Annotated in this window: 12 protein-coding genes and 2 tRNA genes; 2 read left to right on the forward strand and 12 right to left on the reverse strand. The window is 70.7% G+C overall.

Annotated features, from left to right (window positions below):
* The 4 genes from mreC to G6R24_RS10870 all read right to left on the reverse strand — a co-directional run.
* Positions 1-791, reverse strand: a 791-nt coding sequence (mreC, locus tag G6R24_RS10855; protein WP_163549134.1) for a rod shape-determining protein MreC, incomplete at its 3' end; no start/stop codon positions are given.
* 244 nt (positions 792-1,035) lie between these two features.
* The gene (locus G6R24_RS10860; protein WP_163549135.1) at positions 1,036-2,067 is read right to left on the reverse strand and encodes a rod shape-determining protein; all 1,032 of its coding nucleotides are present in this window, start codon (positions 2,065-2,067) and stop codon (positions 1,036-1,038) included.
* A gap of 421 nt (positions 2,068-2,488) precedes the next feature.
* Positions 2,489-2,902, reverse strand: a complete 414-nt coding sequence (gene ndk / locus G6R24_RS10865) for a nucleoside-diphosphate kinase (RefSeq protein WP_163549136.1) — start codon at positions 2,900-2,902, stop codon at positions 2,489-2,491.
* A 102-nt stretch (positions 2,903-3,004) separates the two neighbouring features.
* Entirely contained in the window at positions 3,005-4,594 is a 1,590-nt protein-coding gene (locus G6R24_RS10870; RefSeq protein ID WP_225438385.1) for a glutamate ligase domain-containing protein, read from the reverse strand.
* Positions 4,595-4,827: 233 nt separating this feature from the next.
* Between G6R24_RS10870 and G6R24_RS10875 the strand changes: the two genes are divergently transcribed.
* The gene (locus G6R24_RS10875; protein WP_225438386.1) at positions 4,828-6,102 is read left to right on the forward strand and encodes a bifunctional folylpolyglutamate synthase/dihydrofolate synthase; all 1,275 of its coding nucleotides are present in this window, start codon (positions 4,828-4,830) and stop codon (positions 6,100-6,102) included.
* Between the two features lie 105 nt (positions 6,103-6,207).
* Here the strand turns inward: G6R24_RS10875 and clpX are convergent, their stop codons facing one another.
* The 5 genes from clpX to G6R24_RS10900 all read right to left on the reverse strand — a co-directional run bounded on the left by clpX (position 6,208) and on the right by G6R24_RS10900 (position 11,166).
* The gene (gene clpX / locus G6R24_RS10880; RefSeq protein ID WP_163549139.1) at positions 6,208-7,497 is read right to left on the reverse strand and encodes an ATP-dependent Clp protease ATP-binding subunit ClpX; all 1,290 of its coding nucleotides are present in this window, start codon (positions 7,495-7,497) and stop codon (positions 6,208-6,210) included.
* Between the two features lie 304 nt (positions 7,498-7,801).
* Positions 7,802-8,428 (reverse strand): ATP-dependent Clp protease proteolytic subunit, encoded by a 627-nt coding sequence (locus tag G6R24_RS10885; protein WP_276511369.1) that lies wholly within the window; start codon positions 8,426-8,428, stop codon positions 7,802-7,804.
* 148 nt (positions 8,429-8,576) lie between these two features.
* Positions 8,577-9,218 (reverse strand): ATP-dependent Clp protease proteolytic subunit, encoded by a 642-nt coding sequence (locus G6R24_RS10890; RefSeq protein ID WP_163549141.1) that lies wholly within the window; start codon positions 9,216-9,218, stop codon positions 8,577-8,579.
* 339 nt (positions 9,219-9,557) lie between these two features.
* Entirely contained in the window at positions 9,558-11,030 is a 1,473-nt protein-coding gene (gene tig / locus G6R24_RS10895) for a trigger factor (RefSeq protein ID WP_163549142.1), read from the reverse strand.
* A gap of 63 nt (positions 11,031-11,093) precedes the next feature.
* Positions 11,094-11,166: transfer RNA gene (locus G6R24_RS10900), tRNA-Pro, on the reverse strand.
* Between the two features lie 56 nt (positions 11,167-11,222).
* Between G6R24_RS10900 and G6R24_RS10905 the strand changes: the two genes are divergently transcribed.
* A tRNA-Gly gene (locus G6R24_RS10905) sits at positions 11,223-11,296 on the forward strand.
* An 89-nt stretch (positions 11,297-11,385) separates the two neighbouring features.
* Here the strand turns inward: G6R24_RS10905 and G6R24_RS10910 are convergent.
* The 3 genes from G6R24_RS10910 to G6R24_RS10920 all read right to left on the reverse strand — a co-directional run bounded on the left by G6R24_RS10910 (position 11,386) and on the right by G6R24_RS10920 (position 13,873).
* On the reverse strand, positions 11,386-12,570 hold the full coding sequence (locus G6R24_RS10910) for a tyrosine-type recombinase/integrase (RefSeq protein WP_163549143.1): 1,185 nt from the start codon (positions 12,568-12,570) through the stop codon (positions 11,386-11,388).
* On the reverse strand, positions 12,570-12,872 hold the full coding sequence (locus tag G6R24_RS10915; protein WP_225438388.1) for an excisionase family DNA-binding protein: 303 nt from the start codon (positions 12,870-12,872) through the stop codon (positions 12,570-12,572). The genes G6R24_RS10910 and G6R24_RS10915 overlap by 1 nt, the downstream gene beginning before the upstream one ends.
* Positions 12,873-12,991: 119 nt before the next feature.
* Complete coding sequence (locus tag G6R24_RS10920) at positions 12,992-13,873, reverse strand: bifunctional DNA primase/polymerase (protein ID WP_225438389.1); 882 nt, start codon at positions 13,871-13,873, stop codon at positions 12,992-12,994.
* Positions 13,874-14,345: the final 472 nt, after the last annotated feature.

Below are 14,345 nucleotides of genomic sequence, written 5' to 3' on the forward strand. Positions count from 1 at the left end.
CCGACGAGGTCGAGCGTGCCGACGGACACGTACGGTCGCACCTCCGCCGTGCGCGACAGCCCGCCGACGTCGGTGACCTTGGTGACCTCACCGATCGGCACGCCGGCGACGTAGTCCAGGCTGCCGAAGGTCGTGAGCCGGTCACCCTTCTGCACCCGGAACGACGCGTCGTACACGGTGAAGACCAGGGTGGACGGGCCCTGCCCCCCGGCCACCGCGCCGAGGAGCTGGGTGCGTTCGAGCCGGGCACCGATCCGGCTGTTCGGATCGCAGACCAGTCGCACGACGGCGGTGTGGGCGGTCACCGACGCGACCGTGCCGACCAGGCCGTCGGCGTTCAGGACGGTCTTGTCCGTGGCGATGCCGTCGTCCTTGCCGGCGTTGATGGTCACGGTCCAGTCGGTGCCGGTGACGTCGCCGATCGCGATCACCCGGGCGGGGACCATGGTGTACTGACCCTTGTTCGCCAGCAACCGCAGATCGGCGAGCTCCTTACCGGTCTGCGTGATCGTCCTGTCGTCGGCGAGGTCACGACGCAGCCGGGCGTTCTCCTGGGCGAGCCGGTCGGCCCGGTCGTGATAGCGGTTGGGGTGGGCCAGCGACGAGACGGTGTGGCCGATCGGCCGGAACACGGCGCTCACGCCGTCCTCGACGCCGCCGAGCGCGCTGTGCACGACGCCTCGGGCGCCGGTCGCCGAACGTCCCGTCTTGTAGTCGAGGGTGATCAGCGTGAACGCCGCGACGAGCAGAGCGACGATCACCAGGCGGGATCGCCTCGTGTCACGCCCCACAGCAGCCTCCGAACGAGCTCTCAGGTCCCACACCGCGATCGCGTACGCGCCGCGATCGGGCGCGCGGGGACACCACCCATCGTTTTCATCGGACGACCGACCTCGCCGCGATGTTCCCGGATCGGACCGGTCGTTGCCCGCCGGGGCGGGACCGCAAGGCGGATTCTCCCCGTGGCCCCACCCGGAGGTGCTCCCCCAGGGGGGTGACCGGGCGGTGGACGCCGGGTGCGCCGCGGGTCCGGCGCTAGCGCCGCGGCTCGGAGATCAGCACCTGCTGCAGCGCCTCGAACTCCTCGACGCACTTGCCCGAGCCCATCGCCACCGAATGCAGCGGGTTCTCGGCGATGTGGATCGGCATACCGGTCTCGTGCCGCAGCCGCTCGTCCAGACCGCGTAGCAACGCGCCACCACCGGTCAGGACGATGCCACGGTCCATGATGTCGCCGGAGAGCTCCGGCGGGCAGCGGTCCAACGTCACCTTGACCGCGTCGATCACCGCGTTGACCGGTTCCTCGATCGCCTTGCGGATCTCCTCCGCGGACACCACGATCGTCTTGGGCAGGCCGGTGACCAGGTCGCGCCCGCGGATCTCGGCGCTGGGCTCGTCGGGCACCTTGAAGGCCGACCCGATCGCCATCTTGATCTCCTCCGCGGTGCGCTCGCCGAGCATCAGCGAGTACTCCTTCTTCACGTAGGAGATGATCGCGACGTCGAGTTCGTCACCGGCGGTGCGGATCGACTGGCTGGTGACGATGCCACCCAGCGAGATCACCGCGACCTCGGTGGTGCCGCCACCGATGTCGACCACCATGTTGCCGGTCGGCTCGTGCACCGGCAGGCCCGCGCCGATCGCGGCGGCCATCGGTTCCTCGATGATGAACACCCGGCGGGCACCGGCCTCGTAACCGGCGTCCTTGACCGCCCGCTGCTCCACACCGGTGATTCCCGAGGGCACACAGACGACCAGACGCGGCTTGGCGAAGTGACGCCGACGATGCACCTTCTGGATGAAGTAGCGCAGCATCCGCTCGGTGGTCTCGAAGTCGGCGATGACGCCGTCCTTGAGCGGACGGACCGCGACGACGTTGCCCGGCGTGCGGCCGATCATGCGCTTGGCGTCGGTACCGACGGCGAGAATGCCCGAGGTCTTCGTGTTGATCGCGACCACACTCGGCTCGTTCAGGACGATGCCGCGCCCCCGCACATACACCAGGGTGTTGGCGGTACCGAGGTCAACGGCCATGTCACGACCGAGAAACGACAGTGAGCTGGACATCGTCGGTACCGACCTTCCCGGGGGGATGCGGTCCTGGCCGCCTTCGGCGCGGCGACGCCGGTGGTCACCGGAACCGGACAACCGCGTGAATCACGTACAGGGTTCGTTGCTCGGGCAGGGCTGGCCGCCGAGCCTGCCGCGATGCGTGCGACCGACCGGCACAGCCGGCCCGCGCGACCCACCGAACACGCTCCGGGCGAGTATCGCAAGGGTAGACCGCCGTGCGGCCACCCGCCGTCCCGGACGGCGGTCAAACCACTCGTGTCACGGTTGCGCCGGATCGACCCGCTGGATACCCAGGCGTCAGAAAGAACCTACACAGCGCGGTTTTCCGAACAGGTGCCGCATGCCGGGCCCAGCGACCATGGCGGGCCGCCGTTCGAGGCCGGCCGGACAGGCTGACCTCGAACGGGTACCAACGTCAGCTCAGGCCGGGGAAGAACAGGTCGATCTCCCGCTTGGCGGACTCCGGCGAGTCGGAGCCGTGCACGAGGTTCTGGCCGATCTCCGTGGCGAAGTCACCACGCAGCGAGCCGGGAACGGCCTTCACCGGGTCGGTCGCGCCGATCAGGCCGCGGGAGGCCTCGACCGCACGGGGACCCTCGGCGACGAGCGCCACCAGCGGACCGGAGGTGATGAAGTCGACGAGCTCACCGAAGAACGGCTTGCTCGCGTGCTCGCCGTAGTGCGTCTCGGCGACCGAACGCTCGAGCGTGCGCAGCTCGAGGGCCACCAGGCTGAGCCCCTTGCGCTCGAGCCGGCCGACCACCTCACCGACGAGACCACGGCTGACGCCGTCCGGCTTGACCAGGATGAGGGTGCGCTCGGCGGACACGGTACTCCTTCTCGATCATCGACATCGTCGTCAGTGGAGCCCGTGGGCCCCACGTCAACTTACAGGGTGCCGCAGACATCACCATGCCCGAACCGGGCCGCCTCAGAAGCGCAGCAACGCCCTCGCCCGTCCCACAACGGGCGCCGAACCCAGGACCAGCACCCCGGCCCCACCGAGCTCGGATTCGGCCTCGGCGAGGCGAACCGCGTCGTCGAGGGCGTCGTCGAGCCGGGGGGTGACCTCGATCCGGTCGGCGCCGAACACCCCGCCGGCGACGGCGGCCAGATCGTCCACGGGCAGGGCGCCCGCCGTCGCGCCGTCGGTGAGCACCACCGCGGCCAGGACCGGCTCCAGCACGGCGAGCATCCGAGCCGCCGTGGCCTCGTCCCCCTCCACGGCGACGACGGCGACCAGGGAGTCGAAGCCGAACGCCTCGTGCAGGGCCTCGACCACGGCGGTGACGGCGGGCGGGCTGTCGGCCACGTCCAGCACGATGGTGGGGCTGCGCCGGACCACCTCGAGCCGGCCTCGGCCGTCCACCTGGGCGAGTGCGGCCCGCACGATGTCCAGGTCAAGCTGGTTCTGCCCACCGCCGAGGAACGCCTCGACCGCGGCGAGCCCGACCGCGGCGTCGTGGGCCTGGTGCGCGCCGTGCAAGGGCAGGAAGAGCTCCTCGTAGGTACCGCCGAGCCCCTTCAGCGTGATCATCTGGCCGCCGACGGCGACCCGGCGGCCCAGCACCCCGAACTCCATGCCCTCACGCGCCACCGTGCTGCCGGCCAGCGCGGCCCGGCGCAGCAACGCCCGGGCCGCCGGCAGCGCCTGCTGGGCGAGCACGACCAGCGTGCCGAAACGGATCACGGTTCCCACCGGCGCGGCGACCCGGTCGAGCCGCGGCTCGTCCGCCTCCCCCGCGAGGTCGACCGACCAGCCACCGGCGGAACCGCCACCGTCCGAACCGCCATCCTCGGACCAGTCATCACCCGACCGGCCGGCGCCGGACTCGCCACCGTCGGACCCGCCGCTGTCGGCCCAGCCGGCGTCGGACCAGCCGGCGTCGGACCAGCCGGCGTCGGACCAGCCGGCGTCGGACCAGGCGGGGGCCACCGGCGTCACCGCGGCGACCGGCACGTCGAGCAGGTCGGCCAGGTCACCGAATCCGCCCGCACCGGGCAGCTCGGAACCGGGGCCGCCGGACTCGATGACCGCGAGGTCGACCGGGGCGTCGGCGAAGGCGGCGATCGCGACCGCGAGCAGCAGTTCGCGGGCGCCGAGGTGGCCGTCATCCTCCACCAACGGCAGGTAGGGCTCGATGTCGTCGAAGGCGCGTTCGAGCACGTCCGCCGGAATCCGGGCGCCGCCCAGCCCCACCTGCTCGGCCGGGCCGAGCCAGTCGGGCGCACGCAGACTGCCCGCGCGGACACCGAACCCCTCGAGCAGGGCGGTGATCACGGCGAGGGTCGAGCTCTTGCCCACCGAACCGGCGACGACGATGCTCGGGAACGACCGCTGCGGCTGGCCCAGCAGGTCGAGCAGGCGGCGTAGCCGCTCGAGCCCGGGCTGCGCCGTGACCCCGGCCCGTCGCGCGTAGGCGGCCGCGAACCGGGACGGACCCGACCAGGCCACCTGACCCGGGGACGCGGGGGAACCTGAGTCGGGCGTGCTACCGGCATTGACCGTGGCGCCTGTCACGTCCCCGATCCTACGGGGGCCGATCCGGCCGGGTGTGCTGCGGCACGTTCGCTCTCCGGACGGTCCGAACTGTTCGTCCGTGTTGCCCAAGTCGCTACTGTCGAGGCCGGTCAGTCGGGGTCCGTCGGTCCGAGGTCGGGGCGGCGGACACCAGTGCGGCAGCGCTCGGCGCCGCGGGGTCAGGGAGGCGAAGTCAGCCGGTGACGTGGACATATGCGGCGGCGTGTCAGGCGTTGAACGAATCGGTCGACCTGGAGAAACAGGCGATCACCGCGCAGCCACCGGTGCCGAGCCTGGACCGTATGCGCGAACTGGCCCGGCGCCTCGGCGATCCGCAACGCCGGTTCCCGGTGATCCATCTGACCGGCACGAACGGCAAGACGTCCACCGCCCGGATCACCGCGTCGCTGCTCGGCGCGGCGGGGCTGCGCGTCGGGCTGTACACCAGCCCGCATCTGGAACGGGTCAACGAGCGGCTCGTGCTCGACGGCCAGCCCGCCGACGACGAGGCGTTCGCCCGTTGTGTCGGCGCCGCGGTGGACGCGGCCGCGCCGATGACCGAGCGTCCGACGTTCTTCGAGCTGCTCACCGCCGCCGCCTTCGGCTGGTTCGCCGAGCGCGCCGTGGACGTGGCGGTGGTCGAGGTCGGCCTGCTCGGCCGATGGGACGCGACCAACATCGCCGACGGACGGGTCGCGGTGGTCACCAGCGTGGGCGCGGACCACCTAGACTACGCCGGCAGCCTGGACGGGGTGGCCCAGGAGAAGGCCGGCATCGTCAAGCCCGGGACCCGGCTCGTCCTCGGCGACGTCGCGACCCGGTTCGACCCGGTGTTCGCCCGCACCCCGGCCGCGGACGTGGTGCGCCTCGGTGCGCAGTTCGCCTTCGACAACGGCCGCCCGGACCCCGCCGGCGCCGGCCGCCGCGGCGATCCGCGCACACCCCTGGCCCGCTACGACGATGTGCTGCTGGCGCTGCACGGCACCTACCAGCATACCAACGCCGCCTGCGCCCTCACGGCCGTCGAGGCCTTCGTCGGTCACCGGCTGCCCGCCGACGTCGTCGAGGCGGGCCTGGCCACCGTCCGGGCGCCGGGGCGCCTCGAGATCGTCGGCACCGATCCGCCGCGGGTGCTCGACGGCGCGCACAACCCGGCCGCCGCCGCGGCGCTCGCCCGGTCGCTGGCCGAGGAGTTCCCGGGCCAACGGTGGAACGTGGTCTACGGGGCGCTGCGCGGCCACGACTTCGAGGCCACCCTCGCGGAACTGGACCCCGACCGGGTCGCGGCGGTGCTGTGCTGCGAGCCCGCGTCCCCACGGGCGATCCCCGCCCAGGAGCTGGTCGCCGCGGCGGGACGGCTCGGCCTTCGGCCGGCACTGGCCCTGGCGGATGTCGCCACCGCCGTGCGCCACGCCCTGGAACAGGCGGCGCCCGCCACGGCGATCCTGGTGACCGGGTCCTTCTACCACCTCACCGAGGCCCGCCGCGTGCTGACCAGCACGCGCTGACCAGCACGCGCCGCGCCGCCGGACACGTGGTCGGACGCGGCCTCGCGCCTGCGTACGGTGCCCGCGCGTTCCCCTACGGGGCCGTGCTGTGCGGTGCTCGTACGGTCAGGCGGACTTCTCCTGGCGGGGGGCACGCTTGGAGGCGACGTCCCGGGGCACCAGCGTCGGGTTGACGTGCTCGAGGACGACCTCGCGGGTGACGACGACCCTGGCCACATCCTTGCGGCTGGGGATGTCGTACATGACCGACAACAGCACCTCCTCCATGATCGCCCGCAGGCCACGGGCGCCGGTGCCGCGCAGGATCGCCTGGTCGGCGATGGACTCCAGCGCGTCGGAGGTGAAGTCGAGGTCGACGTTGTCCAGATCGAACAGACGCTTGTACTGGCGGACCAGCGCGTTCTTCGGCTCGGTGAGGATGCGGATCAGCGCCTCGCGGTCGAGGTTCGACACGCTGGTGAGCACCGGCAGCCGGCCGATGAACTCGGGGATCATGCCGTACTTGAGCAGGTCCTCGGGCATGATGTCGCCGAAGACGTCGGCGGCGTCCGGGTCGTCCTTGCCGTGCAGCACGGCGCGGAAACCGAGGGACTTCTTGCCGATCCGGGATTCGATGATCCGGTCCAGCCCGGCGAACGCACCACCCACAATGAACAGGACATTCGTGGTGTCGATCTGAATGAACTCCTGGTGCGGATGCTTGCGGCCACCCTGCGGCGGCACGCTCGCGGTGGTGCCCTCGAGAATCTTCAGCAGCGCCTGCTGCACGCCTTCCCCGGAGACATCCCGGGTGATGCTGGGATTTTCGGACTTACGCGCGATCTTGTCGACCTCATCGATATAGATGATGCCGGTTTCGGCCTTCTTGACGTCATAGTCAGCGGCCTGGATGAGCTTGAGAAGGATGTTCTCGACATCCTCACCGACATAACCGGCCTCGGTGAGCGCGGTCGCGTCGGCGATGGCGAACGGGACGTTGAGCATCCGGGCGAGGGTCTGCGCGAGCAGGGTCTTGCCACAGCCGGTCGGACCGAGCAGCAGGATGTTGCTCTTGGCGAGCTCGACCTCGCCCTTACTGCCGTCGCCGGTCGCGGATCCGCTGGCCTGCACCCGCTTGTAGTGGTTGTAGACCGCGACCGACAGGGTCTTCTTCGCCGTCTCCTGGCCCACGACGTAGCCGTCGAGGAACTCGTAGATCTCACGCGGCTTGGGGAGTTCGTCCCACTTGAGCTCGGAGGACTCCGAGAGTTCCTCTTCGATGATCTCGTTGCACAGATCGATGCACTCGTCGCAGATATAGACGCCAGGGCCGGCGATGAGCTTTTTCACCTGCTTCTGCGATTTGCCGCAGAACGAGCACTTGAGCAGGTCACCGCCATCACCGATGCGTGCCACCGAGGACTCAGTCCCTTCGTCCAGACGATGGTGTCGCCTGCGTGTCAGGGGCGGTTGACACCGCCCGGTCGTCGCGTGTCTGCCTGCAACCATCCCCGTGGGGACGGTACCCCGCCGAGCGACCCGGTGAGTGCCCTATCGCTCGGCTCATACCGGTCAGCCTACGGTCACCTGGGCCGACCTCGCGCGTCCACACCGTCCCGTTAGGCCAAGGCGTCACGGACTGGACCCGCTGACCACGTTTGCACCCACCCGTGTCCCGGCGTCGCAGGTCTGCCACACCGGGACACGACAGGCGCACCGCTCAGCTCGTGGTGGCGAGCCGGGAGGACTTGCGGGTCTTGATGACCTCGTCGATCAGGCCGTACGCCTTGGCCTCCTCGGCGCTGAAGATCTTGTCCCGCTCGATGTCCTTGCGGATCGCCTCTTCCTTGCGGCCGGTGTGCACGGCGAGCATCCGCTCCAGCAGCGACCGCATCCGCAGGATCTCGCGGGCCTGGATCTCGATGTCGCTGGACTGGCCCTCACCCTGGGCGGACGGCTGGTGGATGAGGATCCGGCTGTTCTCCAGGGCGAACCGCTTGCCGGGCGTACCGGCGGCGAGCAGCACCGCGGCCGCGGAGGCGGCCTGGCCCATGCAGATCGTCGAGATGTCGGGTCGGACGAACTGCATGGTGTCGTAGATCGCGGTCAGCGACGTGAACGACCCACCCGGGGAGTTGATGTAGATCGAGATGTCGCGGTCCGGGTCCTCGGACTCCAGGAACAGCAGCTGCGCCATCACGTCGTTGGCCGACACGTCGTCGATCTGCACGCCGAGGAAGACGATCCGCTCCTTGAGCAGCTTCGAGTACGGGTCCATGCCGTACTCGCCGCGGGACGTCTTCTCGATGATGTTCGGCAGGACGTAGCGGCCCTGCGGGGCCATCATGGCGGCCTGGCGGGCCTGGTCGGACCGCATCTGCTGGTAGAGCGTCTCGTGGTACATGGTGGGTGCCTCCGGGAAGCGGATGACGACGTGCGGTCCGGGTGAGGGGCGGCCAGTGGGGGGCGGTGGCCAGCGGCGGCCGGTGGGCCGCTCAGCTCACCGGACCCTCGCTGGGGACCTGGCGGGCCTGCTGGACGACGTGGTCGACGAAGCCGTAGTCCTTCGCCTCCCCGGCGGTGAACCACCGGTCACGGTCGGAGTCGGCCTCGATCTGCTCGATCGGCTGGCCGGTGTGGAACGCGATCAGCTCCTGCATCTTCCGCTTGGTGTAGAGCATCTGCTCCGCCTGGATGGCGATGTCGGAGGCGGTACCACCGATCCCACCGGACGGCTGGTGCATCATGATCCGCGCGTGCGGCAGGGAGTAGCGCTTGCCCGCGGCCCCCGCGCACAGCAGGAACTGGCCCATCGACGCGGCGAGGCCCAGCGACACGGTGGCGACGTCGTTCTCGACGAACTGCATCGTGTCGTAGATCGCCATCCCGGCGCTGACCGAGCCGCCCGGCGAGTTGATGTAGAGGAAGATGTCGCGGGTCGGGTCCTCCGCGTTGAGCAGCAGCAGCTGCGCGCAGATCGTGTTGGCGATCGAGTCCTCGACAACCGAGCCGAGGAAGACGATCCGGTTGGCCAGCAGTCGGTTGAAGACCTGGTCGTCGAACGCGGGTCCGCCCTGGCCGGGCGAACGGAGCTCCGAACCCGAGACGGGCAGGCGCGGAACTGCGAGGTTACTCACGGTCAGCTCCTCGGCTTCCTCACATGGGGCGGCTGATTGACCGGCTCGACACTATCTGTGACACGCGCGAGTTCCGGTCCTTCCGGCTCGATGTTCGCGCTGGGCGTGAGGACCGGCCAGTCCAACCGCCCCCTGGCGACGCCCCGCGGCACCCGGCGGGACCCGTCGGCACCCGGCCACGTTCGGCGACGCGGTGACCCCTGGTCGCGTCGGTGCCGGCCACGCCCGACCGTACGGGCCGCTCAACGACGATGGCCCCCGGGATGTATCCCGGGGGCCATCGGTGACGCAGCGGCCGTTCGGGCGCCCGCGGGGCGCCCCTGCCGTGCGGGGCGGAACTCAGATGTCGCGGTCGCGAACCTTGCCCTTGGCCGCGGCCGGTTCGGCGGAGGTGGACTCGGCGGAGGTGGCCGCCTCGGCCGACGGGGCGCTCTCGTCGCCCTCGACCGCCTCCGCCGCGGGTGCGTCGCCCTCGGCCTCGTCACCCTCGGTCGAGGCGCGGCTGGGCAGCGCGAGCTCCACCCGGCTGCCCTCGCCGTCCACCACCGCGACACTCTCCAGCAGCAGGAACAGGGCCTTGGTCCGCAGCACGTCGGCCATCAGGGCCTGCAGACCCTCGCCCTGCGCGAGCTGCTGGGCGAACACGTCGGGCTGCACCCCGGAACGCTGGGCGCGCATGATGACCTGCTCCATCAGCTCGCCCTGATCGATGCCGATCGACTCGGCGTCGATGACGGCGTCGAGGATGAACTGCGAGCGGATCGCCTTGCCGGCGTTCTCCCGCACCTCGGCGTCGAACTCCTCGGCGGACTTCTCCAGGGTGGCCAGGTAGCCGGCCCGGTCGGTGCCCAGGTGCTCGAGCTCGTGGGTCAGCCGGTGCTCACGCGCCTCGAGCTCGCTGGCCAGCAGCGACTCGGGGACAGGCACGTCGACCCGCTCCAGCAGCGCCTCGAGCAGCTTCTCCCGGGCCTGCCCGACCTGCTCGGCGCGGCGGGTCTGCTCGAGGCGACGGGCCACGTCCGCCCGCAGCTCCTCGAGCGTGTCGAACTCGCTGGCGATGGTGGCGAACTCGTCGTCGAGCGCCGGCAGGTCCTTCTCCTTGACCCCGCGCACCGTCGCGGTGACCTCCGCCGACTGGCCGACCTGGTCACCGCCGAGCAGTTCGGTGGTGAAGGTACGGGACTCGCCGTCGGCGGCACCGATGATCGCCTCGTCGATGCCGGCGACCAGGTTCCCGCTGCCGACCTCGTAGGAGAGGCCGGTCGCCTCGGCGCCCTCGACCGGCTCGCCGTCCACCTGGGCGGACAGGTCCAGGGAGACGAAGTCGCCGTCCTGCACCGGACGCTCGACCGGGGTGAGCTGGGCGAACCTGTCTCGCAGGCCGACGAGCTGCTCCTCGATCTGCTCGTCGGTGACCTCGGCCGCGTCCACCGTGATGGACAGGTCGGAGAACTCCGGCAGCGTCAGTTCGGGTCGCACGTCGACCTCGGCGGTGAACACCAGCTGGCCGCCGTCGGCGAACTCGGTGATGTCGACCTCGGGCCGCGACAGCACGTCGACCTCCTCGGCCTGGACGGCCTCGGAGTACAGCTGCGGCAGTGCCTCCTGGACGGCTTCGTCGAGGATCACGCCGCGGCCGAGCCGCTGGTCGAGGATCCGCGGCGGCACCTTGCCCGGCCGGAAGCCCGAGACCCGCACCTGGCGGGCGAGTTTGCGGTAGGTGGCGTCGAGCGAGGGCTTGAGCTCGTCGAAGGGCACCTCGACGGTGAGCTTGACCCGGGTCGGGCTGAGGGTCTCCTTGGTGGCCTTCACGGCGCGGCTGTCTCCTGGTACGACGTCGGACGGGATGACACGCCGAGGCTATCGGGCTGTCGGTCGGGGCGGGGAGACTCGAACTCCCGATCTCCTGCACCCAAAGCAGGCGCGCTAGCCACTACGCTACGCCCCGTGGCGTCGCCTCCCCATAGTACGGGGTAAGCTGGCCTCGATCACCTCGATCACCTCGCGGGTGTAGCTCAATGGCAGAGCCCCAGCCTTCCAAGCTGGCCATGCCGGTTCGATCCCGGTCACCCGCTCCACCCGTCCTCCCCTGGCCAGGGTGCAAATCCGGCCAGGGGCGAAGATCCTGACGGCCCATCATGATCGCCCACGGGCCATCCACGGGCCATTAGGCCGGGATAAGTGCTCCCGCAGCGCCGTCATCCGGGTCGTCTTCCGCGCGTGTCGCCGGGGGTTCCGGACCCTCCTTCTTGCCTATCAGCGCGGCACTGATGGCATCCGCAATCGCCGCGTCTGCCTCGGCGGATGCGTGCTGATAGATCAGTGCGGCGCGGGGCGAGTCGTGCCCCATGCGCGTCATCAGGTCCCGCAGACTTGCCCCCGTCTTCGACGCGAGCGTGTTACCGGTGTGACGTAGGTCATGAAAGTGCAGCCCCGGCGCTCCGACGGCAGCCACCCCGGCCGACCACCCGACCAGTTTCCGGAAGTTCCCCCGACGCAGCAGGACGCCCGTCGGGCCCGTGAACACATATGCCGATTGGTCATCAGCCACGAACTCGGCAAGGTGGGTGCGGACGGCCGGCAGGACGGCGGTCGGGAGGCTGACCGTCCGGAGACCCGCACGGGACTTGGGCGGGCCGATCACAACTCCCTGCCCGGGAACCTCTACTGCGGCCTGCCTCACCCGCACCGTGCCGGCGTCGGTGTCGATGTCGCATCGCTGTAGCCCAGTGACCTCACCCCAACGCAGGGAGGCGAAGGTGGTCACGAGCACCAGCGCGCGGTAGCGGCCACCGAGCTTGTCGGCCAGGTCGAGCACCTGCGGGATGGTCAGGACCGGGCGTTCCGGAGCGTGCTCCCGGTCCGCACCCGGGATGCGGCACGGGTTGGTCTTGATGATCTCGTCTTCCCGGACGGCGGTCATCAGCACAGCGCGTAGCAGGCGGTACGCCTTGGCGACGGTTCCCACCGACACGCCGTTGTCGAGCAGATTGGTACGCCATTCCCGAATCATCGCCGTGGTGAGCCGGCCGATCGGCACACCGCCGATGTCGGGCTTGATGTGCCGCCGGAACAGCCCGGTGTAGAGCTCCACCGTCCTGGGGCGCAGGTTCGGACGCTGCCTGATCCACCGCTCGCCGTAGTCCGTCAGCGTCACCTTGCCGCGCTCGGGATCGATCCACTCCTTGCGCATGATCTCGCCTTCGATCAGCGTCAGGTACCGCTCTGCCTCGCTCTTGCGGGCGAAGGTGTCCGGGGCGGTGCGCATCTGGCCGTCGGCTCCCGGATAACGCACCTGGTAGCGGCCGGACTCGCGGCGGCGGATGCTGCCGAAGCGGCGGCGGGCGGGCATCAGCCGACGCTCCGCAGGTTGCGCCAGACCTCGGACGTGGTCAGGGGTTCGACCCGGCCGGCGGCCACGTGGGCGTCCACATCGGCGGCAATGAGCCGGATGGACCTGCCGACCCGGTGGAAGGCGATGCGGCGGTCTGCGACCAGACGTCGCACGTAGCGGACGCTCATGTTCATGCGGGCGGCGGCCTGGTCGACGGTGAGCACGACGCCCAGGGGGGTCGGCGCGACGTCGATCGGCGCCGGGGAAGAGACCACACGGGTCCCGTGGTCTCGCTGTTCCAGGACGGGATGAGGGGTCACGATGGTGTCGCCTTCTTCCGTTTCGAGCGGGTGGGGGTGGGCGGCCCTGGCGGGTGCTTGGCGGTGTTTGCCGGGGTCGCCGTTGACGTTCGGGTGGGTGGCGGGTGCGGGTGGGGCCCTCATGTGGGGACGCCTTCGTCGCGGAAGGCGCCGGTGATGGCGGCGGTGATGTCGCGGTCGGTCTGGTCGGCGTGGTGGCCGGCGTCGGTGAGGGCGGTGATGGCGTCGGTGAGGTCGAGGTGGCCGGCGGCGACCAGGCGGGCGACCCCACGGGCGGCGCCGTAGAGGGTGGTGCGCCGGCGTCCTTCGGGGGCGCGGTCGATGGCGGCCAGGTGCGCGGCTAGGAGCGCGGCAGGGTCTGAGATGCCCCCTCCCCCTGGTGCGGTGCCGTGCTGGCCGGCAGCGGGGCGTCGTGTGCGGCCGGGGGCGACGGGCCGGGGTTCCTCGGGTGGGGTGCGGGCGGCGGTGACGAGGGCGGGGGGCATCTCGACTACCGGCCGGGTGCCGGTCCACTGGTAGGTCAGGCCGGTGGTCGGGTTGCGTGAGGGTGGGGCGACGACCAGGCCGCCGTCTGCTTTGAGGTCAACCCCGGGCAGCAGCGGCCGGGAAGGCAGCGAACCGCCCGGGTGCTGGTAGTACAGGTGCCATCCGCCGCCGCCGGTGCGCACGGCCGCGGTGGGGGTCATCAGCGACCGGTCGAGGGTGCCGCCGTTGCGGGGGTCGATGTCGATGATGGCCAGGCCGGAGGCGGTGCCGGTGCGGATGGCGAGCATGCCGGTGGGGACGGCGGCGAGCATGGCCACGATGCGGTTTCGGTCGCAGGTGGCGGCGTAGAAGCTGTGGCAGGTCAGGCAGCGGCAGGCGTCGGGATCGTGGTCGGGTCCGGCGGTGCGGCAGGCGTCGCAGTTGGCGACGGGACGCTTCGAGCGGCCCAGGACGAACACGGGCCATCCCCGGTCGGCGTAGCCGGCGGCGGCGGCGAGCATCGCCGGGCGGCTCACCGGGGGCCGCACTGGCGGCGGGAGATGCTGGTGAGGGGAGGTTGCCGACCAGCAAGCCGGTGACTGTCAGTCAAAGTCGCAGAAGTCGCAGAAGTCGCAGGACTCCCGGACTCCCCCGGGCGACCAGGGACGATGGGGTGCGCGGGCGGGTCCGAGCGGGCTGCGGTGAGACTTTTGAGACTTTCCCTCAGCAAGCAAGGACTGCGGAAGGTCACCGGCGGCGCGGGGGCAGCCAGGTCCTCAGCGACAGGCGGGGCCGGGGGGTGTGCTCGTGCGGGGGTGCGTGTGCGGGTGCCCGGGGCGTCCCTGGCGGGTGGGTAGCCGGTCATGGGCGGTTGTCCTGCCCGCCGTCGATGTCGGCCATGATCGGTCCTCTCGGGCTACGTTCAGTGACTAGTTGGCGATTGGTTTTCGTGATCGTTCGGGGTTAGATCGCGGGCGGCGGGTTAGATCTTTAACTCCGCCCGCCTGG

The sequence above is a fragment of the Candidatus Frankia nodulisporulans genome, from assembly GCF_902806475.1.
GTDB lineage: Bacteria > Actinomycetota > Actinomycetes > Frankiales > Frankiaceae > Frankia > Frankia umida.